The organism is Streptomyces sp. WMMC500 (assembly GCF_027497195.1).
GTDB lineage: Bacteria > Actinomycetota > Actinomycetes > Streptomycetales > Streptomycetaceae > Streptomyces.
This window is the reverse complement of record NZ_CP114905.1, coordinates 2433509-2456247: the sequence shown is the minus strand read 5'-3', so window position 1 is coordinate 2456247 and position 22739 is coordinate 2433509. Positions and strand designations below refer to the sequence as shown.

Annotated in this window: 21 protein-coding genes and 3 tRNA genes; 16 read left to right on the top strand and 8 right to left on the bottom strand. The window is 75.0% G+C overall.

Going from position 1 to position 22739, the window contains the following annotated elements:
• Positions 1-54 precede the first annotated feature (54 nt).
• From O7599_RS09980 to O7599_RS09960, 5 genes are all read left to right on the top strand, one after another.
• Positions 55-612, top strand: coding sequence for a DUF742 domain-containing protein (locus O7599_RS09980; protein ID WP_281623328.1), 558 nt, complete (start codon positions 55-57; stop codon positions 610-612).
• Positions 593-1186 carry an ATP/GTP-binding protein gene (locus O7599_RS09975; RefSeq protein WP_078572953.1) on the top strand — a complete coding sequence of 198 codons (594 nt, stop codon included), beginning with the start codon at positions 593-595 and terminating at the stop codon, positions 1184-1186. Before O7599_RS09980 ends, O7599_RS09975 begins: the two co-directional genes overlap by 20 nt.
• 99 nt (positions 1187-1285) lie before the next feature.
• Positions 1286-1357, top strand: a tRNA-Gln gene (locus tag O7599_RS09970).
• Positions 1358-1381: 24 nt separating this feature from the next.
• Positions 1382-1454: transfer RNA gene (locus O7599_RS09965), tRNA-Glu, on the top strand.
• A 37-nt stretch (positions 1455-1491) separates the two neighbouring features.
• Positions 1492-1564, top strand: a tRNA-Glu gene (locus O7599_RS09960).
• Positions 1565-1659: 95 nt separating this feature from the next.
• On the opposite strand, the gene O7599_RS09955 is transcribed toward O7599_RS09960, so the two are convergent.
• Positions 1660-2376, bottom strand: coding sequence for an IclR family transcriptional regulator (locus O7599_RS09955; protein ID WP_281621774.1), 717 nt, complete (start codon positions 2374-2376; stop codon positions 1660-1662).
• Positions 2377-2544: 168 nt separating this feature from the next.
• Here O7599_RS09955 and leuC point away from each other — a divergent pair, with 168 nt between their 5' ends.
• The 4 genes from leuC (at position 2545) to O7599_RS09935 (ending at position 5674) form a co-directional block, all read left to right on the top strand.
• Positions 2545-3957: a 3-isopropylmalate dehydratase large subunit gene (gene leuC / locus O7599_RS09950; protein ID WP_281621773.1), complete on the top strand. Its 1413-nt coding sequence runs from the start codon at positions 2545-2547 to the stop codon at positions 3955-3957.
• Between the two features lie 3 nt (positions 3958-3960).
• Entirely contained in the window at positions 3961-4572 is a 612-nt protein-coding gene (gene leuD / locus O7599_RS09945) for a 3-isopropylmalate dehydratase small subunit (protein ID WP_281621772.1), read from the top strand.
• Between the two features lie 126 nt (positions 4573-4698).
• Positions 4699-4911, top strand: coding sequence for a hypothetical protein (locus O7599_RS09940; protein ID WP_281621771.1), 213 nt, complete (start codon positions 4699-4701; stop codon positions 4909-4911).
• Positions 4912-5035: 124 nt separating this feature from the next.
• The gene (locus O7599_RS09935; RefSeq protein ID WP_281621770.1) at positions 5036-5674 is read left to right on the top strand and encodes an HU family DNA-binding protein; all 639 of its coding nucleotides are present in this window, start codon (positions 5036-5038) and stop codon (positions 5672-5674) included.
• Positions 5675-5800: 126 nt separating this feature from the next.
• Here O7599_RS09935 and O7599_RS09930 read toward each other — a convergent pair whose 3' ends face one another.
• Together O7599_RS09930 and cofC are read right to left on the bottom strand one after the other, a co-directional pair.
• Complete coding sequence (locus tag O7599_RS09930; protein ID WP_281621769.1) at positions 5801-6004, bottom strand: hypothetical protein; 204 nt, start codon at positions 6002-6004, stop codon at positions 5801-5803.
• A 24-nt stretch (positions 6005-6028) separates the two neighbouring features.
• A complete protein-coding gene (gene cofC / locus O7599_RS09925) occupies positions 6029-6805 on the bottom strand; it encodes a 2-phospho-L-lactate guanylyltransferase (RefSeq protein WP_281621768.1) in 777 nt (258 codons plus the stop codon).
• Between the two features lie 155 nt (positions 6806-6960).
• Here cofC and O7599_RS09920 point away from each other — a divergent pair, with 155 nt between their 5' ends.
• From O7599_RS09920 to O7599_RS09910, 3 genes are read left to right on the top strand one after another with little or no spacing between them, the layout of a single operon-like run.
• A complete protein-coding gene (locus O7599_RS09920) occupies positions 6961-7707 on the top strand; it encodes a lysophospholipid acyltransferase family protein (protein WP_281621767.1) in 747 nt (248 codons plus the stop codon).
• On the top strand, positions 7704-8756 hold the full coding sequence (locus tag O7599_RS09915) for an NAD(P)H-dependent glycerol-3-phosphate dehydrogenase (RefSeq protein WP_281621766.1): 1053 nt from the start codon (positions 7704-7706) through the stop codon (positions 8754-8756). Before O7599_RS09920 ends, O7599_RS09915 begins: the two co-directional genes overlap by 4 nt.
• Positions 8757-8788: 32 nt before the next feature.
• Positions 8789-9958, top strand: coding sequence for a D-alanine--D-alanine ligase family protein (locus tag O7599_RS09910; RefSeq protein WP_281621765.1), 1170 nt, complete (start codon positions 8789-8791; stop codon positions 9956-9958).
• A 38-nt stretch (positions 9959-9996) separates the two neighbouring features.
• Here O7599_RS09910 and O7599_RS09905 read toward each other — a convergent pair whose 3' ends face one another.
• Both O7599_RS09905 and O7599_RS09900 read right to left on the bottom strand, forming a co-directional pair.
• Positions 9997-10587, bottom strand: a complete 591-nt coding sequence (locus tag O7599_RS09905) for a DUF3515 domain-containing protein (RefSeq protein ID WP_281623327.1) — start codon at positions 10585-10587, stop codon at positions 9997-9999.
• A gap of 23 nt (positions 10588-10610) precedes the next feature.
• A complete protein-coding gene (locus O7599_RS09900; RefSeq protein ID WP_018839656.1) occupies positions 10611-10844 on the bottom strand; it encodes an Lrp/AsnC ligand binding domain-containing protein in 234 nt (77 codons plus the stop codon).
• Between the two features lie 137 nt (positions 10845-10981).
• Here O7599_RS09900 and O7599_RS09895 point away from each other — a divergent pair, with 137 nt between their 5' ends.
• Positions 10982-11956, top strand: a complete 975-nt coding sequence (locus O7599_RS09895; protein WP_281621764.1) for a thiamine-phosphate kinase — start codon at positions 10982-10984, stop codon at positions 11954-11956.
• Positions 11949-12803, top strand: coding sequence for a bifunctional hydroxymethylpyrimidine kinase/phosphomethylpyrimidine kinase (gene thiD, locus O7599_RS09890; protein ID WP_281621763.1), 855 nt, complete (start codon positions 11949-11951; stop codon positions 12801-12803). Before O7599_RS09895 ends, thiD begins: the two co-directional genes overlap by 8 nt.
• Positions 12804-12948: 145 nt before the next feature.
• Here thiD and rpmB read toward each other — a convergent pair whose 3' ends face one another.
• A complete protein-coding gene (gene rpmB / locus O7599_RS09885; protein WP_018839653.1) occupies positions 12949-13134 on the bottom strand; it encodes a 50S ribosomal protein L28 in 186 nt (61 codons plus the stop codon).
• Between the two features lie 221 nt (positions 13135-13355).
• Between rpmB and O7599_RS09880 the strand changes: the two genes are divergently transcribed.
• Positions 13356-15083 carry a DAK2 domain-containing protein gene (locus tag O7599_RS09880; protein WP_281621762.1) on the top strand — a complete coding sequence of 576 codons (1728 nt, stop codon included), beginning with the start codon at positions 13356-13358 and terminating at the stop codon, positions 15081-15083.
• 18 nt (positions 15084-15101) lie between these two features.
• Here the strand turns inward: O7599_RS09880 and O7599_RS09875 are convergent, their stop codons facing one another.
• Both O7599_RS09875 and O7599_RS09870 read right to left on the bottom strand, forming a co-directional pair.
• Positions 15102-18350 (bottom strand): tetratricopeptide repeat protein, encoded by a 3249-nt coding sequence (locus tag O7599_RS09875; RefSeq protein ID WP_281621761.1) that lies wholly within the window; start codon positions 18348-18350, stop codon positions 15102-15104.
• Entirely contained in the window at positions 18347-20239 is a 1893-nt protein-coding gene (locus O7599_RS09870) for an HSP90 family protein (protein ID WP_281621760.1), read from the bottom strand. The genes O7599_RS09875 and O7599_RS09870 overlap by 4 nt, the downstream gene beginning before the upstream one ends.
• A 165-nt stretch (positions 20240-20404) precedes the next feature.
• Here O7599_RS09870 and recG point away from each other — a divergent pair, with 165 nt between their 5' ends.
• Positions 20405-22693, top strand: coding sequence for an ATP-dependent DNA helicase RecG (gene recG, locus O7599_RS09865; protein WP_281621759.1), 2289 nt, complete (start codon positions 20405-20407; stop codon positions 22691-22693).
• Positions 22694-22739: the final 46 nt, after the last annotated feature.

Genomic DNA, 22739 nt, shown 5'->3' with positions numbered 1-22739 from the left:
CACGGCGGTGAGGACTGGCGATACGGCTACGGCCGGCAGTCCGACCGGCCGGGCATGCCGCCGCAGCACGGGATGCCCCCGCGGCCGGGGGCACCGGGCGTGCCGTACGCCGCCCCCGGTGTGCCCCAGGCCCCCGGGCCGCCGCAGCCGCCGTCCCCGTCGCCGTACGGCGACGGCCCGCCGCAGCACCGCGGCCAGCCCGCGCACCATCCGCACGCCCAGCCCCAGCCGGGGGCCGCGGCCCGCGGCGCCCGTGCGGGCCGGGGCCCGCAGTCGCGGCTGGTGCGCCCGTACGCCGTGACCGGCGGCCGGACCCGGCCGCGCTACCAGCTCGCCATCGAGGCGCTGGTGCAGACCACGGCCGACCCTTCCCGGCTCACTTCCCAGCTCCCCGAGCACCAGCGCATCTGCCGACTGTGCTATGAACTCAAATCGGTCGCGGAGGTCTCCGCGTTGCTGACCCTCCCGCTGGGCGTCGCGCGCATCCTCGTGGCCGACCTCGCGGAAGCCGGCCTGGTCACGATCCACCAGCCGGGCGGCGGCGACGCCGCGGGGGGCCAGCCAGATGTGACTTTGCTCGAAAGGGTGCTCAGTGGACTTCGCAAGCTCTAGTGGTGTGGCCGGTTCTTCTCCGGCTCGTGCGACCACGTCGGCGAAGATCGTGGTGGCGGGTGGTTTCGGGGTGGGGAAGACCACGTTCGTCGGTTCGGTGTCGGAGATCAATCCGTTGCGTACCGAGGCGGTGATGACGTCGGCGTCTGCGGGGATCGATGATCTGTCGCAGGTGTCGGGGAAGACCACGACGACGGTGGCGATGGACTTCGGTCGTATCACGTTGGATCAGGATTTGATCCTGTATCTGTTTGGGACGCCTGGTCAGGATCGTTTCTGGTTCATGTGGGACGATCTGGTGCGTGGGGCCATCGGTGCGGTGGTGCTGGTGGATACGCGGCGGTTGGCGGATTGTTTCCCTGCGGTGGATTACTTCGAGAACTCGGGGTTGCCGTTCGTGATCGCGTTGAACGGGTTCGACGGGCATCAGCCGTACTCGCCGGACGAGGTGCGTGAGGCGCTGCAGATCGGGCCGGAGACGCCGATCCTGACGACCGACGCCCGCCAGCGCTCCGAGTCCAAGTCCACGCTGATCACGCTCGTCGAGCACGCCCTCATGGCCAGGCTCCGCTAACCCGTTTTGGAGTGCGGTCCGCGATCGGGTAATGTTCTGTCCGTCGCCGGGAACGGCGGCCACCTGAACAGAGCCCCCGCGACGGGGGTTGTGTTTTGGTGGGGTATGGTGTAATTGGCAGCACGACGGATTCTGGTTCCGTTAGTCTAGGTTCGAGTCCTGGTACCCCAGCGCAACGCAGTTGCAGATGTGCGCGCCCCCGTTGTGTAGCGGCCTAGCACGCTGCCCTCTCAAGGCAGTAGCGCCGGTTCGAATCCGGTCGGGGGTACAGGTCCTCTCCATCGCGAGGAGAGGATCGTCCAAAGGCCCCCGTTGTGTAGCGGCCTAGCACGCCGCCCTCTCAAGGCGGTAGCGCCGGTTCGAATCCGGTCGGGGGTACAGGAGCAGACGTCGAGGGCCTCCCGCGCCGCGGGAGGCCCTCTCTCGTGTCGCTGTGCCCTGTGCCGCTGTGCCCAGTGCCGCTGCGGCCCGCCTCAGCCGGTCCTGCGCAGCGCGTCCGTCAGCCGTGCGGCGGCGTCCACGACCGCCTGGGCGTGCATCCGCCCCGGGTGCCGGGTCAGCCGCTCGATCGGGCCGGAGACCGAGACGGCGGCCACCACGCGGTTCGACGGGCCGCGTACGGGCGCGGAGACGGACGCGACGCCCGGCTCCCGCTCCCCGACGGACTGGGCCCACGCCCGGCGCCGTACGCCCGACAGCGCCGTGGCCGTGAACCGGGCGCCCTGGAGGCCGCGGTGCAGCCGCTCGGGCTCCTCCCAGGCGAGCAGCACCTGGGCCGCCGAGCCGGCCTTCATCGGCAGCGTGGAGCCCACCGGAACGGTGTCCCGCAGGCCCGAGAGCCGTTCCGCCGCCGCGACGCAGATGCGCATGTCGCCCTGGCGGCGATAGAGCTGGGCGCTCTCGCCCGTCACGTCCCGCAGGTGCGTGAGCACCGGGCCCGCCGCGGCCAGCAGCCGGTCCTCGCCGGCCGCCGCGGCCAGCTCGCCCAGCCGGGGGCCGAGGATGAACCTGCCCTGCATGTCCCGCGCCACCATGCGGTGGTGTTCCAGCGCCACCGCCAGGCGGTGGGCCGTGGGGCGGGCGAGACCGGTCGCGGAGACCAGCCCGGCGAGGGTGGCCGGACCGGACTCCAGCGCGCTCAGCACCACAGCCGCCTTGTCGAGTACGCCGACGCCGCTAGAGTTGTCCATGCAACGATACTCGCGTCTCACACTGTGAAACGCAAGTTCAATTTTCCCGTGCACGCGTCACCCTGGACGGACCGGCCCCCGTCCGGCGCGAGGGGAGCGGACGGTGCCGGCGTGCACCGGCACGGACATGCGTACACGCAGTTCGCAATCAACGACGATGGGAATGCGATGGGAAGGACACTCGCGGAGAAGGTCTGGGACGACCATGTCGTCCGGCGCGCGGAGGGCGAGCCCGACCTCCTCTTCATCGATCTCCACCTGCTGCACGAGGTGACCAGCCCGCAGGCCTTCGACGGCCTGCGGAAGGCGGGCCGGCCGGTGCGCAGGACCGACCTCACCATCGCCACCGAGGACCACAACACCCCCACCCTCGACATCGACAAGCCGATCGCCGACCCGGTCTCGCGTACGCAACTGGAGACCCTGCGCAAGAACTGCGCCGACTTCGGCGTCCGGCTGCACCCGCTCGGCGACGTCGAGCAGGGCGTCGTGCACGTCGTCGGCCCGCAGCTCGGGCTGACCCAGCCGGGCACCACCGTCGTCTGCGGCGACAGCCACACCTCCACGCACGGCGCGTTCGGCGCGCTGGCGTTCGGCATCGGCACCAGCCAGGTCGAGCACGTGCTGGCCACGCAGACGCTGCCGATGGCCCCGTTCAGGACCATGGCCGTGACCGTCAACGGCGAGCTGCCCGAGGGCGTCACCGCCAAGGACCTGATCCTCGCGATCATCGCCCGCATCGGCACCGGCGGCGGTCAGGGCTACGTGATCGAGTACCGCGGCGAGGCCGTCGAGAAGCTCTCGATGGAGGCGCGGATGACGATCTGCAACATGTCCATCGAGGCCGGCGCGCGGGCCGGGATGGTCGCGCCGGACGAGACGACGTTCGCGTACCTGAAGGGCCGCGCGCACGCCCCGGAGGGCTCCGGCTGGGACGCGGCCGTGGAGTACTGGCGCACGCTGCGCACCGACGACGACGCGGTCTTCGACCGCGAGGTCGTCATCGAGGCCGCCGAGCTGGCCCCGTTCGTCACCTGGGGCACCAACCCCGGCCAGGGCGCGCCGCTGTCGGCGCAGGTGCCCGACCCGGCGTCGTTCAGTGACGCGAGCGAGCGGCTGGCGGCGGAGAAGGCGCTGGAGTACATGGGCCTGACCGCGGGGCAGCCGCTGCGCGAGATCGCGGTCGACACCGTGTTCGTCGGCTCCTGCACCAACGGCCGGATCGAGGACCTGCGCTCCGCCGCCGAGGTGGTGAGCGGGCGGCACGTCGCCGACGGCGTACGGATGCTGGTCGTCCCCGGCTCCGTACGGGTCGCGCTGCAGGCCGTCGAGGAGGGGCTCGACAAGGTGTTCACGGCCGCCGGCGCCGAATGGCGGCACGCCGGCTGCTCGATGTGCCTGGGCATGAACCCCGACCAGCTCGCCCCCGGCGAGCGCTCGGCGTCCACCTCCAACCGCAACTTCGAGGGCAGGCAGGGCAAGGGCGGCCGTACGCACCTGGTCTCCCCGCAGGTCGCCGCGGCCACCGCCGTGACCGGCCGGCTGTCCTCCCCGGCCGACCTGATCACCGCGGAGGTCTGATCCATGGAAGCCTTCACCACCCACACCGGGCGCGCCGTGCCGCTGCGCCGCGGCAACGTCGACACCGACCAGATCATCCCGGCCCACTGGCTGAAGAAGGTCACCAGGGACGGCTTCGAGGACGGCCTGTTCGAGGCGTGGCGCAAGGACCCGGAGTTCGTGCTGAACAGCGCGGCGTACCGGGGCGCGAGCGTCCTGCTGGCCGGCCCGGACTTCGGCACCGGCTCGTCCCGTGAACACGCCGTGTGGGCGCTGCAGAACTACGGCTTCAAGGCCGTCGTCTCGTCCCGCTTCGCCGATATCTTCCGTGGCAACTCGCTCAAGAACGGCCTGCTGACCGTCGTGCTGCCGCAGGCGGACGTCGAGCGGCTCTGGGAACTGGCCGAGGCGGACCCGCGGACCGAGGTGACCGTCGACCTGGAGGGCCTGGAAGTACGCGCCGGCGGTACGCCCGGCGCGCCCGCGTTCGCCGCGTCGTTCGAGCTGGACGAGAACGCCCGCTGGCGGCTGCTGAACGGTCTCGACGACATCAGCATCACCCTTCGGCACGAAGCCGACATCGCCGCTTTCGAGGCGGCGAGGCCGGCGTTCAAGCCGCAGACTCTACCGGTCTGACCGGCGGTTTCCGCCCCAGCCGAGGCCCCGCGCCCGCCGCCGACAGGTGGCGGGCGCGGGGTTTCGTGCGTCCGTGCGTTGACGGGCCGGCGGGCGACAACTCACCGCAGATGGCACAATCGGCGCATGGATCCCGACGGTCAACTCACGCTCTACGAGACCGTCGCCGCCGGGCTGAAGGAGGCCCACCGCCAGGTACGCGAGGTGGCCGCGACGGACGCCGAACGGGCAGAGCTCACAAGGCGCCTGCTCGCCATCACGGGTGCCGCGAAGCACGATCTCGCCGGAGCCGCAAGGCGGCTGGAGCGTCTGCGGCGGGAGCTGGACGCGCGCTCGTAGGGAGTCCGTTGCGACACAAGGGTGATGAGAGACGTTTTGCCTTTGATTTGCGGTATATATCTGCCTAACGTGCGAAAAGGCTTGAACATTTCGTTCGGCAATCAATGCCTCCGAAGGGGAAGACGTGAACAAGGCACAGCTCGTTGAAGCTATTACCGACAAGATGGGTGGCCGCCAGCAGGCCGCCGACGCCGTGGACGCCGTCCTCGACGCGATCATTCGTGCGGTCGTCTCCGGCGAGCGCGTATCGGTCACGGGCTTCGGCTCTTTCGAGAAGGTGGAGCGCCCGGCGCGCTACGCCCGCAACCCGCAGACGGGCGAGCGCGTGCGGGTCAAGAAGACCTCCGTGCCGCGGTTCCGCGCGGGCCAGGGCTTCAAGGACCTCGTCTCCGGATCCAAGCGGCTGCCGAAGCACGACACGGCCGTGAAGAAGGCCCCGAAGGGCAGCCTGTCCGGCGGGACCAAGACCACCGCCAAGGCCGCCGCCAAGAAGGCCACCAAGAAGAGCGCCGCCAAGAAGGCCACGGCGAAGAAGACCACGGCCAAGAAGGCGCCCGCGAAGAAGACCACGGCCAAGAAGGCGCCGGCGAAGAAGACCACGGCCAAGAAGTCCTCGGCGAAGAAGGCCTCCGCCAAGAAGACGGCGGCCAAGAAGTCCGCCAAGAAGGCCCCGGCGAGGAAGGCGACCGCCAAGAAGGCGCCGGCCCGCAAGGCCGCCGGCCGGCGGACCACGGCCAAGAAGACCACTGCCAGGAAGCGATGACGGACCCGGCGCAGGGTCCGCAAGCGGGGCCGGCTCCCCTCGGGGAGACCGGCCCGCGGCATGTCCGGGCCCGGCGGCGCGAGGCCGCACGGGACGGGGCCGGCGCCGGCGCCCCGGGCCGCGGCGTCAGAGGGTCAGCAGCGTCACCAGGACGATCCTGCGCGCCTCGCCGGTGCCCTCGGTCTCGATCCGCACCCGCTGCCCCGGCCTGAGCAGCCGCAGGCCCCCCGCCGCGAAGGCGGCGCCGTCGAAGGGCAGCGGCGTGCCGTCGTCGAGGAGCACGCTGCCGCTGCCGGTCTGCGGGTCGTACGTGAACGCTGTGGCCTGCATGTGCCGCAGGCTACCGGCCGGCGCTCAGCCGCACACGCCGTCGCACGCCGTCCGTGCCCCCGGGGCGTGCTGCGGGCACCTGGCGGCCCCTTCGCCGTCCCGGTCGCGGACTTCCCCGCCGTACGCCGCCAGCCGGGCCAGCGCCGCCGCCGTGTGCCGCCCCACCCCCAGCGCCAGCGCCACCCGCAGGTCCGCGCCCGTATCGACGTCCTGGCGCACGGAGTCCACCCCGCGCAGCCCGATCTCCCGCGCCCCCGACGCCAGGTGCCGCGCCCGCGACGCGACGCCGAAGGCGGGCGCCAGCGCCACCCCCGGGGCCGCCGCCAGCAGCGTCGTGCCCACGCCCGGCGCGTCGGCCAGGAACGCCCGCCCGCCGCCCGCCGCCGCGAGCACCCGGGCCAGCTCCGCGGGGCGCAGCGCCGGCAGGTCCGCGTTCAGCGCCGCGACGGCGGCGCCGGGCTCCGCCGCCCGCACCCGCTGCTCCCCGTGCGCCAGCGCGGCGTTCAGGCCCGCCCGCGGGGCGTCCGGTACGACCCGCGCCCCCGCCGCCGCCAGTTGCCCCGCCGCCTCGGCGTCGTCCGTGACGACCGTGACGGAGCCCACCGCCGGGCAGTCGAGCGCCGCGCCCACCGTGTCGAGCGCGAACGCCAGCGCCAGCCGGCCCCGGCCCGGCTCGCCCGCCGCCGGGCCCAGCCGCGACTTCGCCCGCGCCAGCGGCTTCAGCGGTACGACGACATGCCAGAGCCGCCGGTCCGGTCGGCCGGGGAGTTCCGTCTGCGCAGGTGCCGTGCGTTTCATCATCGTCGTTACGCCCCATTGTCGCCTGCCCGCGCTCCGCGCGGCGGGGCGGGCCGGTCACATGGGCGTACGGTGTTCTCGACAGACGTGAGACCCGGGGCGAGACTGTTTCGGCCCCGAAACGCGCACCAGGGAAATCCGGGAAGGTGAAAAGGACCGTGTCACGGCGGAGGATCGGCTTCTGGTACCGGCTGGTCGCGGCCATCTGCAAGCCGCCGCTGCGGCTGCTCGTCAAGCGGGACTGGCGTGGCGCGGAGCACATACCGGCCGACGGCGGATTCCTCACCGCCGTCAACCACAACTCGTATCTCGACCCGTTCTTCTATGCCCACTTCCAGTACAACACCGGCCGCGTGCCGCGGTTCCTGGCGAAGGACGGACTGTTCGACAAGGGCGTCGTCGGCACGGTGATGCGCGGCACCGGGCAGATTCCCGTCTACCGCGAGTCGACCGACGCCTCCAAAGCATTCCGGGCCGCCGTCAAAGCCGTCGAGGACGGCGAGTGCGTCGCGTTCTACCCCGAGGGGACGCTCACCCGCGACCCGGGGCTGTGGCCGATGAAGGGCAAGACCGGCGCCGCCCGGGTCGCGCTGGTCACCAGGGCGCCCGTCATCCCCGTCGCCCACTGGGGCGCCCACGAGGTGCTGCCGCCCTACGGCAAGCTCCACCCCTTCCCGCGCAGGACCTTCCACCTGCTCGCCGGGCCGCCGGTGGACCTGTCGGAGTTCTACGGCAAGGAGCCCACCCCGCAGGTGCTCGCGGAGGTCACCGAGGTCATCATGGACGCCGTCACCCGCCTGCTGGAGGAGCTGCGCGGCGAGCAGGCGCCCGCCGAGCGCTTCGACCCGAAGACAGTACGCGCCGAACAGCGCCGCCGCTCCGCGAAACGTAAGGAGAACTCGTGACGCGCTGCGCCGTCTTCGGCACCGGCTCGTGGGGCACGGCCTTCTCGATGGTGCTGGCCGACGCCGGCTGCCGGGTGACGATGTGGGGCCGCAGAGCCGCGCTCGTCGACACCCTCAACGCCACCCGCGAGAACCCCGACTACCTCCCGGGCGTCACGCTCCCCGACACGGTCACCGCCACCGCCGACCCCGCGGCGGCCGCCCGGGACGCCGAGTTCACCGTGCTCGCCGTGCCGGCGCAGACCCTCCGCGGCAACCTGGAGCGCTGGGCGCCGCTGCTCGCCCCGGGCACCGTGCTCGTCAGCCTCATGAAGGGCGTCGAACTGGGCACCGCCAAGCGCATGAGCGAGGTCATCGAGGACGTCGTTGCCGGGGAACCCGCCAAGGAGGGCGCCGGCGCGGGCGGCGCCGGCGGCACCGGCGGCGTACGCGGCCGGGTCGCCGTGCTCACCGGCCCCAACCTCGCCCGCGAGATCGCCGCCCGGCAGCCCGCCGCCGCCGTGGTCGCCTGCGCCGACGAGGAGGTGGCCCGCCGGCTGCAGACCGCCTGCCACACCCCGTACTTCCGCCCGTACACCAACACCGACGTCGTCGGCTGCGAACTCGGCGGCGCCGTCAAGAACGTCATCGGGCTGGCCGTCGGCATCGCCGACGGCATGGGCCTCGGCGACAACGCCAAGGCGTCGCTCATCACCCGCGGCCTCGCCGAGACCGCGCGCCTCGGCAGCGTGCTCGGCGCCGACCCGCGCACCTTCGCGGGCCTGGCCGGCATGGGCGACCTCGTCGCCACCTGCTCCTCGCCGCTGTCCCGCAACCACACCTTCGGCACCAACCTCGGCCGCGGCATGACCCTCGCCGAGACCATCGCCGCCACCCGGCAGACCGCCGAGGGCGTCAAGTCCTGCGAGTCGGTGCTCGATCTGGCCCGCAGACACGCCGTCGACATGCCGATCACCGAGACCGTGGTGAGCATCGTGCACGACGGGAAGCCGCCGCTCGTGGCGCTGAAGGAGCTGATGTCCCGCAGCGCCAAGGCGGAGGGACACTGACGTTCCCCGACGCAGCGGGTAATGTGCGAGCGATGAGCAGCGAGCACTCCTACGAAAGCCAGGGCCGCAAGCCGCGCGTCGCCGTCGTTTTCGGCGGGCGCAGCTCCGAGCACGGCATCTCCGTGGTCACCGCGGGCGCCGTGATGCGCGCCATCGACCGGAACAAGTACGAGGTGCTGCCCATCGGCATCACCGCCGACGGCCGCTGGGCGCTCACCGCGGACGACCCCGAGCGGATGGCCATCGCCGACCGCCGGGTACCCAGCGTCGAGGAACTGGTCGACGCGGAGGCCGAGGACGGCGCCGTGGTGCTCTCCGCCGACCCCGGCAGCCGCGAGGTCGTCTACACCGAGCCCGGGCAGGTGCCCAAGGCGCTCGGCGAGGTCGACGTCGTCTTCCCGATGCTGCACGGCCCCTACGGCGAGGACGGCACGCTGCAGGGCATGCTCGACCTGGCCGGCGTGCCGTACGTGGGCTCCGGGGTGCTGGCCTCCGCGGTCGGCATGGACAAGGAGTACATGAAGCGGGTCTTCGTCTCGTACGGGCTGCCGGTCGGCCCGTACGCTGTGATCCGGCCGCGCGAGTGGGCCGAGGGCGCCCCCGGGCAGGAGGGCGCGGCGGCCCGCAAGAAGATCGTGGACTTCGCCGCCGACCACGGCTGGCCGGTGTTCGTGAAGCCCGCGCGTGCGGGTTCGTCCATCGGCATCACGAAGGTCGCGGGGCTCGCCGGGCTGGAGGACGCGATCGCCGAGGCGCGCCGCCACGACCCGAAGATCATCGTGGAGGCGGCGGTCAGCGGGCGCGAGATCGAGTGCGGCGTGCTGGAGTTCGAGGACGGGCCGCGGGCCAGCGTGCCCGCCGAGATCCCGCCGACGACCAGCCACGACTTCTACGACTTCGAGGCCAAGTACATCGACTCCGCCGACGGGATCGTGCCGGCGCCGCTGACCGCGGAGGAGACCGCGGAGGTGCAGCGGCTGGCCGTCGCGGCGTTCGAGGCGTGCTCCTGCGAGGGGCTGGTGCGGGCGGACTTCTTCCGCACCGACGGTGGCGGGTTCGTGATCAACGAGATCAACACGATGCCCGGCTTCACGCCCATCTCCATGTACCCGCGGATGTGGCAGGAGAGCGGCGTGGGCTACCCCGAGCTGGTGGACCGGCTCATCCAGGCGGCGCTGCGCCGCTCGACGGGGCTGCGCTAGCCGCCTCGGGCAACGCGAGCCCGCAGCCCGCGAAGGCGTCAGAGCGTGCCGGGGACGGCCGCGGCGACCGCCTCCGCCAGGTCCGTCAGCGCGTTCACCTCGGGCGCGTACGCATCCGGCACGGTGACCTCCACGAACGCCGTGCGCTGCGTGGTGGTGAAGCGGGCGCCGTCGTCCAGGTCCTCGTACATCCAGTCGACGCCGTTCACGCTCACCGCGTCGGTGGTGGGGTTGTAGTGTTCACTCCCGGGCGTGAGCACCTCCGGCCTGGGCACGCCGCAGCGCAGCTCGACGGCCGGGTCGCCCCACCCGGCGGTCAGCGCCGAGACCGGTTCGGTCTCGCGGCGCTCCTGGCCGTCGACGGTGCCGGGCAGCCGGTCGGCGAGCTCGCGGCAGTGGTCCACGGCCTTCCCCTGCGGGGTCGGCACGGCCACCTGCGGCGCGCCGCCGCCCCCGGAACAGGCGAGCGGGGCGGCGAGCAGCAGGAGTGCGGCGGGCAGGCGGAGAGCGGAGCGGTATGGCCGGGTGGGGCGGAAGTGCAGGGTGGGGCGGTCGCTCCGGGCGCTGCGGCGCGCGGCGCCGGGGCGCCCGGTGGTGCGGTCAGGCCGGGGCGGTGGGCTCAGCGAAATCACCGGCCGAGCATACGGGGGGCTCAGAGATGGACGACGGGGCAGGTCAGGGTCCGGGTGATACCCGACACCTGCTGGACCCTGGCGACCACGAGACGGCCGAGTTCGTCGACGGTGTCCGCCTGAGCACGCACGATCACGTCGTACGGCCCGGTGACGTCCTCGGCCTGGATCACTCCGGGGATCTTGGCGATGACTTCGGCGACGGCGGACGCCTTGCCGACCTCCGTCTGGATCAGGATGTAAGCCTGTACCACGGAACCTCCAGGGGCGGCTTCGAGGATCATGGGGGGAGAGACGCAACCGTATCGCGTAGTCCGGCCGCCGCGGGAGGGTCGGGACCGGCCATGACGAGCGAGACCACCGGCGCCGGGTTGACGGAAGGAGCGATCCGATGAAGGGCCACGGGCAGGGGCGGGGCACCGTGGGGGAGCTGGGCGAGTTCGGGCTCATCCGGGAGCTGACCTCCCGGCTGACCACGACGCCCGCGGTCCGGGTCGGGCCCGGCGACGACGCGGCCGTCATCACCGCCCCCGACCGCCGGGTCGTGGCCAGCACGGACGTGCTGATCGAGGGCCGGCACTTCCGCCGCGACTGGTCGACGGCGTACGACGTGGGCCGCAAGTCCGCCGCCCAGAACCTCGCCGACATCGCCGCCATGGGCGCCGTGCCGACCGCCCTGCTCCTCGGCCTCGTCGTCCCCGCGGACCTGCTCGTCACCTGGCCCGCGGAGCTGATGGACGGGCTGCGCGACGAGTGCCAGGTCGCCGGCGCCGCCGTCGTCGGCGGCGACGTCGTACGGGGCGACGCCATCACCCTCGCGATCACCGCCCTCGGCGACATGCAGGGCCACGAGCCGGTCACCCGTGCCGGCGCCCGCCCCGGCGACGTGGTGGCGGTGACGGGCTGGCTCGGCTGGTCCGCGGCCGGCCACGCCGTGCTGGCCCGCGGCTTCCGTTCGCCCCGCGCCTTCGTCGAGGCCCACCGCCGCCCCGAACCGCCGTACCAGGCGGGCCCGGCGGCGGCGGGGCTGGGCGCCACGTCGATGACGGACGTCAGTGACGGGCTGCTGGCCGACCTCGGGCACGTCGCCGCCGCGGGGAAGGTCCGTATCGACATCCGCACCGCGGCCCTCGACGTGCCCGGGCAGATGGCGGACATCGGCAAGGCGGTGGGCGTGGACCCGCTGCAGTGGGTGCTGACGGGCGGCGAGGACCACGCGATCGTGGCGACGTTCCCGCCGCAGGTGAAGCTGCCGGCACGGTGGCGGGTCGTGGGCGAGGTGCAGGCGCCGTCCGCGGCGGCGCAGGTGACGGTCGACGGCGAGCCGTGGCGCGGAGCGGCCGGCTGGGACCACTTCGGTGAGTGAGCCGGCGGGCTTCACCGAGGGCGGGAGCGCGCCGCCGCGCGTGCTGACCGTCGCCGGCTCCGACTCCGGCGGCGGCGCGGGCATCCAGGCCGACCTGAAGACCATGCTCGCGCTCGGCGTGCACGGCATGAGCGTCGTCACCGCCGTGACCGCGCAGAACTCCCTCGGGGTGCAGGGCAGTTGGGAGCTGCCGGCGGAGGCCGTGCGCGGTCAGTACCGCAGCGTCGTGGACGACATCGGGGTCCAGGCCGTGAAGACCGGCATGCTCGCCGGCGCCGGCACGGTCGCGGCGGTCGCGGAGCTGCTGGCCTCGACGCCCGTGCCGGTCGTGGTCGACCCCGTCGGCGTCTCCACCCACGGCGACCGGCTGCTGGCGGCCGAGGCGCTGGACGTGGTGCGCGCCCGGCTGCTGCCGGCGGCGACCGTCGTCACCCCGAACCTGCCCGAGGTGGCGTGGCTGACGGGGATCCGGGTGGCGGACGAGGCGGACATGCGGCGCGCGGCGGCGGCGCTGCTGGTGTACGGGCCGCGGTGGGCGCTGGTCAAGGGCGGCCATCTGCCGGCGGGCGAGGACGCCGTGGACCTCCTGACGGACGGCACCGAGGAGCACTGGCTGCGCACGCCCCGGATCGCCGTGCGGCACACCCACGGCACGGGCTGCACGCTGGCGAGCGCCGTCGCCGCGTATCTGGCGCGGGGGCGGCCGGTGCCGGAGGCGGTGGCGGCGGCGAAGGAGTACGTCACGGGGGCGATAGCCGGGGGGTTCCCGCTGGGGGAGGGGACCGGTCCCGTGGACCACGGGTGGCGCTGGCGCACGAACGGCGACGCCGGGTCCCGTACGACCTGAGGCGCGCGTCCCGTACGGGCTGAACTGCCGCTGCGGCGCGGCCTGATGCCCCCTACGGGCCGAGGGGCCGCCCGCCGCCGGGAACGCGAGAGAGCCGGCCCACCCGCGGTGGACCGGCTCGCCGTGCGTGGGCGGCTGCGCTACGTCAGCGCGAGACCTTGCCCGCCTTGATGCACGAGGTGCAGGCGTTGAGGCGCTTCGGCGTCCCCCCGACCACGGCGCGCACCCGCTGGATGTTGGGGTTCCAGCGGCGGCGGGTGCGGCGGTGCGAGTGGGAGATGTTGTTGCCGAAGCCCGGCCCCTTGCCACAGACGTCGCAGTTGGCAGCCACGGGTCACTCCAAGCTTCTGATGCACGTACGGTCGGATCCCGGCAGCGCGCCCGTCTCCTGGGAGGAGCAGAGCGGCCGTGCCGGGGAAGGAAGGCCCGGTACGGGACCGGGCAACCTGTGCAGCATACTACGGCGCTTTGCGGCGGAGGAAATCGCCGGTCCAGCGGCTACGCTGCGGCTACACCGTACCCGGCCTTGCCGTCGTCCGTCCCGAGGGGGTTGTGCAGGTGCTCGACGCCGCTTCCGTGCGGGCCTGGTGCGCCCTGGCCCTGGAGGCGCTGGGCCGCGGCCGGGAGGAGATCGACGCCGTCAACGTCTTCCCGGTCGCCGACGGCGACACCGGGACGAACCTCTACCTGACGGTGGAGTCGGCGGCCCAGGCGGTGGACGCGGTGTACGGGGCGTTCGCGGCGGAGGACGCGGGCGCCGGCGGCGGGGTGGAGCCGGCGGTGGCGGACGTGCTCCGGGCCATGGCGCACGGCGCGCTGATCGGGGCGCGCGGCAACTCGGGGACGATCCTGGCGGAGCTGCTGCGGGGGCTGACCGGCGCGGTGCCGCAGGCGGGTGCGCGCGCGGGTGCGGGCGGCGGTGCCGGTGAGCTGCTGGCCGTCGCGCTGCGGCGGGGCGCGGACGCGGCGCGGGCGGCGGTGGAGCACCCGGTCGAGGGCACGATGCTGACCGTCGCCGACGCCGCCGCGGCGGCCGCGGTGGCTGCGGTGACCGAGGAGGAGACGGGCGGGCCCGCGGGCGACGCGGCGCGGGTGGCGCGCGGCGCGTACGACGGCGCCCGGGAGGCGCTGGCCGCGACGACCGGGCAGTTGGAGGTGCTGCGCCGGGCGGGCGTCGTGGACGCCGGCGGGCTCGGTCTGGTGGCGGTGCTGGGCACCCTCGCCGACGCCCTGAGCGGCGCGGCCCGCCCCACGGAGCTGGGACCGGAAGGACCGGCGGGCCGCGGCCCGGGGACCCGCAGGACCGCCGCCCGCCACGACGGGAGCGCGTGTGCGGAGCCGGGCGGGGGCGGGCCGGCGTACGAGGTGATCTACCTGCTGGAGGCCGGCGACGCCGCCGTCACCCGGCTCCGGCCCCGGCTCGACGCGCTCGGCGACTCCCTCGTCGTCGTCGGCGGCGACGGGCTGTGGCGGGTGCACGTGCACGTCGACGACGCCGGTGCCGCCGTCGAGGCGGGCGTCGAGGCCGGCCGCCCGTACCGCATCCGGATCACCCATCTCCCGGCCGGCCCCGCCCCCGGCGCGCCCCCGAGCGTGAAGTCCGGAGACGGCGGGCCCGAGGGCCGGGCGGTCGTCGCCGTCGTGCCGGGCGACGGGCTGGCCGCGCTGTGCGCGCAGGCGGGTGCGGGGGTGGTGACCGTACGGGAGGGGGAGCCGCCCGCGAGCGGGGAGCTGGCCGAGGCGATGCGGCGGACGGGCGCGGGGGAGGTCGTCCTGCTGCCGAACGACGCGGAGTTGCGGCACACGGCGGCCGTGGCGGTGGAGGAGGCGCGCGCGTCCGGCGTGCGCGCGGCCCTCATCCCCACGCGCGCGGCGGTCCAGGGCCTCGCGGCGCTGGCGGTGCACGACCCGCGGCGGCGCTTCGACGAGGACGTCGTCTCCATGACGGCGGCGGCCGGCGCCACGCGGCACGCGGAGCTCGCGGTCGCGGAGCAGGAGGCGTGGACGACGGCGGGGATCTGCCGCCCGGGCGACGTGCTCGGGGTGGTGGAGGGCGACGTGGCGGTGGTCGGCGCCGACCTGGCGGAGACCGCGGAGGCCGTGCTGGACCGGATGCTCGCGGGCGGCGGCGAGTTGGTCACGCTGGTGCTGGGCCCGGACCTGCCGGAGGGCTTCGGCGCCCGGCTGGAGGCGCACGTACGGGGCGGGCATCTGGCGGTGGACACGGTGGTGTACGACGGCGGGAGCCAGTCGGCGCCGCTGCTGATCGGGGTGGAGTAGCGGGCGCGTGCCGCGGCCTCAGCGCTCCGCGTAGTCCAGCAGCGCCCGCGCCTCGTCGCGGCGGGACTGCGCGGACTCCGTCCCGGCGTCCCCCTCCCCGTACGCGGCGAGCACCGCGCGGGCGCGCCGCGCCGCCGCCTCGGGGCGGCCGAGGTCGGCCTCCAGCCAGGCGGCGAGCAGTTGGGCCCCGGTGTACTCGTCGAGGCACTCGGGGCCCAGCTCGGCGAAGCCGGTCACGGCGCGCAGGACGTGGCCCAGGCCCTCCTCGTACGCGGCACGGGCGGTGGCGGCGGCACTCTCGTCGGGGTCGTGCGGGGTGTGGCCGGAGGCGGCGGTGATCAGGTCGCCGGTCTGCCGGTGCGTGGTGGCGAGTTCGGCGAGCAGCACGTCGCGACGCCCGCCGCGTACCGGAGGGCCGCCGGCGGGGTCGGCGTCGTCCGGGACCGGGCCGGCCGCGGTCGCCGCTCGGGTGTCCGGGGTGTCCGCGGGTGTGGGAGCCGCCTCCGGCGGCCCGTCGGTCCCTTGGGTGGCGGCCGTGGCGGTCGGTGCGGCCCCCGTCGGCTCCTCCGGCGTGGCGCGCAGGGCCGCCGTCAGCTCCCGTTCCGCCTCGGTCATCAGCGCCCGGCCCGCCGCCGCCCCCGCCCCGCCCGGCCGGAGGGCCAGCCAGGCGCGGGCCCTGAGCGTGCGGATCAGCGACGGGACGTCGCCCAGCTCCCGCCAGAGCGCGCCCGCGCGCGCGTACGCGCGGTCGGCCTGGGCGTCGGCCTCCGCCGCGCTCAGCGACTGCGCGGCCAGCGTCGCCAGCATCGCGTGGTCGCGGGCCCCGTCGCCGGCCCAGCCCGCGGCGATCTCCGCGGCCAGCACGTACTGCTCCGCCGCGTGCTTGTGCTCCCTGAGCCGCCCCATGGCGTCGCCCAGCCACCAGCGGGTCTGGACCACGGACCCTTCGCCGTGCACCTCCGCGCTCAGGTCGGCGAGAGCGTCCTCCAGCACCGCCGCCGCCTCCGCCGCCCGGCCCAGGCGGAGCAGGGCGCCGCCGAGGTGGTGGCGGGCCCAGGCGCCCACGTCGGCGGAGTCGCCGGCCTCGTCGGCCCAGAGGGCGGCTTCGAGCAGGTGCTCGGCGCCCTCGGCGTCGCGGCCGGTGTTGCAGAGGATGTCGGCGAGCTGCAGGTGCAGGCCGGCCTGTCCGGCGGGGCGGCCGTGCGCGGCGCCGTGCTCCAGCGCGCCGCGCGCGGCGCGCTCCGCGGTCTCGCGGTCGCCGAGCCGCGAGGCGGCACCGGCGAGCGCGGACTGGGCCCGCACCGCGTTCCAGGGGACACCGGCGGCGGCGTACCCGGCGACGGCCTGCTCGTACAGCGCGGCGGCGCGCTCCGTCTCGCCGTGGCGGGCGGCGAGTTCGGCCCGGAGTTCGTGTGCCTCGGCGATCCGGCCGGCGACGCGCGGGTCGTCCGCGTACGGCGCGGCGAAGGCCAGCACGGCGGCCACTGCTTCGGCGGCGGTGCGGGGAGAGCCCGGGCCCCCGGGCTCGCGGGCCGTGTCCGCGGGCTCGCCGGTACCGGTCCCGGCGGGGTCCGGTCTGTGCGGCCCGGCGGGTGCCGGGCCGTCGCCGCGCAGGGTGTGGACACGGGCCCGGCAGATCAGCGCCGCCGCCGCGTCGGCGGCCGTGGCGCGGCCCTCGGCGTGCAGCGCCAGCGCCCGGGCGCAGGGGTCCTCGACCGCGGCCAGGGCGTCGTCCGCACGGCCGTCGAGCGCGAGGGCGAACGCCGCGCGGGCGCGCGACACCGCCGCCCGGCCCGGGTCGTCCGCGGTCTCGAACAGCCCGGCCGCCGTGGCGAGCAGGGCCGCGGCCTCGCCGGCCGTCGTCTCCGGGGCCATCGCGCGGTGGGCGGCGATCTCGGCGCGGTCGCGTACGTGCAGCTCCGTGCCCGCCTCCGCCGCCGCTCGCGCCGCGTCCGCCCAGGCCCGTACCGCGTCGGGGCGGCGGGCGGCCGTCCGCTCCCGGGCCGTGTCGAGCAGCTCCGCCACCCCGGTCCGCACGCCCGGTGCCGGGGCGTCACCGGGCGCCGCCGCATCACCGGCCGCCGGCGCACCGCCCCGCCGCCCCGGCCGGCGCGCGCGCAGGCCCAGCGGCAGCCGCTCCGCCAGCGGCTTGCGCGTCATCCGCTCGCGCACGCCGCCCGACACCGCCGCCGTGCCGTTGCGCGCGTCGAAGCGGGCCGCCAGCGCCAGCGCCTCCCGCTCCGCGTACGCCCGCAGCTCCACGACCGTCCACTCCCGGCCGGCGCTCCCCGCACTCGGCGGGCTCACCACCCGCTCCGCGCCCAGGCCCAGCGCCGCCAGCCGCCGTGTCAGCAGCGCCGTCACCGCCAGGTACGCCATCAGGCTCGACGGCTCCCCCCGGTCCGTCAGATACGCCGGCCGCTCCGCCAGCAGTTCGAGCCCCCGCGCCTCGTTGCCCGTCAGCGCGCAGAACTCCACGTGCCGCGCGAACGCGAACCGCATGCTCTCCATCCGGCGCACCATCCGGTGCCCGCGCAGATGGTTGGCCCGCGCCTCGTCGAAGCGGCCCAGCCGCAGCAGCGGCAGCAGCGACTCCGCGAGCGTGGCGTGCGGCTCGTGGGCGCAGGCGTGCACGCCGTCGAGCACCGGCCGCCACAGGTCGAGCGCCGCCGCGTCGTCGCCGTGCCCCGCCTCCCAACCGCCCTGGCCGCGCAGCTCGCAGGCGTGGCAGTCGCTCTTGGCGTCGCGCTCGGCGGCGCGCCAGGCCGCGTACGCGCGGGCGGCGCGCGCGTCGTCGCCGACGTGCTCGGCGATGTGGTACTCCGCCTGCCGCACGGCGCGTTCGCTGTGGCCCGCGAGGCGGTAGCGGCGCTCCATCTCGGCGAGCCACTTCTCCATCGCCGCCAGCGGGATGTGCGGCTGGTCGGTCATCCCGGCGGAGACCCACTTGAACATCCAGAAGAGGTGGTGGGTGTCCTCCTCGTCGAAGTCCCCGGGCCGCTCGTCCCACATGCGCAGCAGCCGCGCGAAGGGGACGAACATCTTGTCCTGCTCGGAGCTGAAGTTGTACGTCTGCAGCAGGTGGATCAGGCCCTCGACGACGAACGCGGGCCGGCCGGTCCGCTCCGCCTCGGCGAGCAGCCGCTCGGCACCGGCGTTGCGCCCGGGCCCCTCGGGCTGCTGCGCGTTGTCGTGCATCGCCCGGCGGAAGGCGTCGATGTCGGCGGGGGGCCCGGCGGGCGCGGGGGAGGGGGCGCCGGCGCTCATCTGCCGTCCTCCTCGCCGGCGGCGCGGTCGGCGGGATCCGCCGCCCCCGGCGGGTGCGTGGCCCACTCCAGCAGCCCGGCGAACGCCCGGTTCAGCAGCGCCGAGTCGGCCGGCCGCAGCGGGCGCTGCGCCATGAGCAGCGCCTGCCCGTACAGCGCCTCGACCGCGCTGCCGACCAGCTCGGGGGCGCCCAGGCCGCTGATCCGGCGCACCAGCGGGCTGCGGTGGTTGAGAACGAGCCGGGCGCGCGGGGCGCCGCCGCGCAGGCTGCCGAGGATGTCCGCCCACAGCTCGTCGGCGTGCTCCTCCTCGTCCGCGCGGGCCCGTTCGTGCCGGGCGGCGCGGTCGTCGAGGTGGAGCGCGGGCACCGTCAGCGGGTGGAAGGCGCGGAGCACGACGTCGCAGGCGAGCGGGTCGAGGCGGGCGCGGGCGACGCCGAGGAAGCCGGACAGGGCCAGCTCCTCGGCCGGGTCGACGGCGTCCAGGTGCGCGGTGACGGTGTCCGGGTCCAGCTCGGCGACGGCGGTCCCGGGGCGTACCCGGGGCAGCAGCTCGACCAGCTCCGCGTCGTAGGTGTAGCCGCCGTTGACGACGCCGATGCCCTGCGCGGAGGCGATCGGCGCGACCTGCCGGAACTCCTCCACGCTGCGCGTGAAGTGCACCACCGGGTGGCGCTGCGCGAACTCCGCGAGTGACACCTGCCCGTCGGTGGTCTCGAACGGCAGCCACGGCAGCATCGTGCGCAGCATCTCCTCGTCGTGCCGGGCCAGCGACTTCACGCCCAGGTGGTGCACGGACAGGAACTGCGTCAGCCGGTCCGGGTCGCCGGCGGCCAGCGACGTCAGCCAGTCCCGCACGGCGCCGCCGAGCGCCTCGCGCACGGCGAGGAGCGTCTCGTCCTCGTACAGCGCCTCCCGCGAGGCGGTCGGCCGCAGGCTGTCGGTGTCGACCACGCAGCGGACGAAGAACGCCCAGTCGGGCAGCAGCCCTTCGGCGCGCGTGGTGAGCAGCATGCCCTTCAGATGCACGCGGTGCCCGGCGCGTTGGGCGGGGCTGACGGCGGACGGCAGCACGTACGCGACCCCGCGCACGCCCGCGAGCGGCACGTCCAGCGCGACGGCGTCGAGCGGGGTGAAGCCGAAGACGTCCCGGCAGTGCCCGGCGAGCGCCACCCGGCGGGCGGCCGGGCTCGGGTACGGGCGGTCCCAGACGGCGGGCAGCTCGGTGACCGGCGTCTCGCCCACGCGTACGTCGTACGGCAGGAGCGCGCCGAAGTCGCGGGCGAGGTCCGTGACGCGCGCGGGCTCGAACCACTCGGCGCAGCCGGGCCGCTGCGTCAGGTGCACGGTGGTGCCGGGCTCGGCGCGGGCGGCCGGGGGGAGGGTCCGTACGGTGTACGAACCGTCGTCGGCGGCCGTCCACTCCACCGGCGGCGCCTGCGGATCGCGGGCCGACCTGCTGACCACCCGGATCCGCTCGGCGACCAGGAAGCAGGCCAGCAGACCGATGCCGAACTGGCCCAGGAACCCGGCCCGCGCGGACTCCAGGCCGCCGGCGCGCTTGGAGCTGCGGCCGATGGTGGCGAGCAGCTCGTGCACCTCCGCCTCGGTGAGCCCCACGCCGCTGTCCTCGACGCGCAGCCCCGCGGCCGGGCCGCCGCGCTCCCCGTCCGGGCCGCCGGCGGGCGGCAGCGCGTACAGCCGGATCCGGTCCGGCGCGCCGGGGTCGGCCGCGCGGCGGGCGGTGACCGCGTCGACGGCGTTCTGCAGCAGCTCGCGCAGGTAGACCCGCGGACTGGAGTACAGGTGGTGGGAGAGCAGGTCCACCAGGCCGCGCAGGTCGACCTGGAAGGTGTGGGACGCGGTGGGCGCAGCGTTCTCAGGTGTCATCACGTGAGCGCCGGCGGGGGGTGGGCGTGGCGGCGCGGGTCGGGCGATCCCGATCGGCGTCGGTGATCGCGAAAGGGACTCCGGGGCGGACCATCGTAGGACCGGGCGGGCCCGGGTTACCAGGGGTTGCCGCGCCCTGTCGGCCCGATGGTGTGCAATGGACGCGTGTCCGTGCTGGAAGAGCCCCTGAAGACGTCCGTCGGCGACCGGACCGCCAAGGCCATGGCGGAGCACCTGGATCTGCACACGGCCGGAGACCTGCTGCACCACTACCCCCGGCGGTACGCCGAGCGCGGCGAGCTGACGCGGCTGGCGGACCTGGAGGTCGACGAGCACGTCACGGTCGTCGCGCAGGTGGAGAAGGCCGCCATGCTGGGTACGGGCCGGGGTCGCCGGCTCGAAGTGGTCATCACCGACGGCAGCGGCCGGCTGACCCTCGTGTTCTTCGGGCGCGGCGCGTACCACCCGCAGAAGGAGCTGCTGCCCGGCAGGCGCGCCCTGTTCGCCGGCAAGGTCACCGTCTTCAACCGCAAGCGCCAGCTCGCCCACCCCGACTTCAAGCCGCTGGCGGGCCAGGACAGCGGGGGTGCCGACGCCGAGGCCGACGAGTGGGCGGGCAAGCTCCTGCCGCTCTACCCGGCGTGCCGGCAGCTCGCGTCCTGGCAGCTCCAGCAGGCCGTCGACACGGTGCTGGACGGGCTGGAGGCCACCGGCTGGGCGGGCGTCGCCGACCCGCTGCCCGAAGCGCTGCGGACCGAGCGCGGGCTCGTGCCGCTGCGCGAGGCGCTGCTGAAGGTGCACCGGCCGAAGACCAAGGCCGACCTGTGGGCGGCGCGGGACCGGCTGAAGTGGGACGAGGCGTTCGTCCTCCAGGTCGCCCTGGCCCGGCGGCGGCACGCGGACGGGCAGTTGCCCGCGGTGCCGCGCGTGGCGGCCGCCGAGGGACTGCTCGCGGACTTCGACGCCCGGCTGCCGTTCACGCTCACCGAGGGGCAGCGGCGGGTCTCCGCCGACATCTTCGCCGACCTGGCCACCGACCACCCCATGCACCGGCTGCTCCAGGGCGAGGTGGGCTCGGGCAAGACGCTCGTGGCGCTGCGCGCGATGCTCGCCGTCGTGGACGCGGGCGGGCAGGCGGCGATGCTCGCCCCGACCGAGGTGCTGGCGCAGCAGCACCACCGGTCGATCACCGAGATGATGGGCGAGCTGGCCGAGGCCGGCCTGCTCGGCGGCGCCGAGCACGGCACGAAGGTCGAGCTGCTCACCGGCTCCGCGGGCGCGGCGGCGCGCCGCAGGGCGCTGCTCGACCTGGCCACCGGCGAGGCGGGGATCGTCGTCGGGACCCACGCGCTGATCGAGGACAAGGTGCAGTTCCACGACCTCGGCCTGGTCGTCGTCGACGAGCAGCACCGCTTCGGCGTCGAGCAGCGGGACGCGCTGCGCGCGAAGGGCAACCGCGGGGACGACAAGCGCACGCCGCACCTGCTCGTCATGACCGCCACGCCCATCCCGCGCACGGTCGCCATGACGGTCTTCGGCGACCTGGAGACCTCCGTGCTCGACCAGCTCCCGGCCGGACGCTCGCCCATCGCCAGCCACGTCGTGCCGGCGGCCGACAAGCCGCACTTCCTCTCCCGCGCCTGGGAGCGGGTGCGCGAGGAGGTCGAGGGCGGCCACCAGGCGTACGTCGTCTGCCCGCGCATCGGCGACTCCGCGGAGGAGACGGAGCCCCAGGGCGGCAAGGGCGCGAAGGGCGCGAAGGGCTCGAAGGGCGCCAAGGGGGACAGGGGGGCCGGGGAGGCTCCGTCGCCGGAGGACGAGGCGGAGAAGCGGCCCCCGCTGGCGGTGCTGGACATCGCCGCGCAGCTCTCCGCCGCCCCGGGGGCGCCGCTGGCCGGGCTGAAGGTCGAGGTGCTGCACGGCCGGATGCAGCCGGACGCCAAGGACGACGTGATGCGCCGGTTCGCCGCGGGCGAGGTGGACGTGCTGGTCGCGACGACCGTCATCGAGGTCGGCGTCAACGTCCCCAACGCCACCGTCATGGTCATCATGGACGCCGACCGCTTCGGCGTCTCCCAGTTGCACCAGTTGCGCGGCCGGGTCGGCCGCGGCGCCGCCGCGGGGCTCTGCCTGCTCGTCACCGAGATGCCGGAGGGCACACCGGCCAGGACCCGGCTGGACGCGGTCGCCGCCACCCAGGACGGCTTCCGGCTCTCCCGCGTCGACCTGGAGCAGCGCCGCGAGGGCGACGTGCTGGGGCAGGCCCAGTCCGGGGCCCGCTCCAGCCTGCGGATGCTCGCGGTCATCGACGACGAGGACGTCATCGCCGAGGCCCGGGACGCCGCCGCGGCGCTCGTGGCCGAGGACCCGGAGCTGGCCGCGTACCCGGAGCTGCGCGGCGCGCTGGCGAGCCTGCTGGACGACGAGCGGGAGCAGTTCCTCGACAAGGGCTGACCCGGCCGGCGGTCCGCGTCCGGCCGCCCCCGGGTCCCCGCGTACG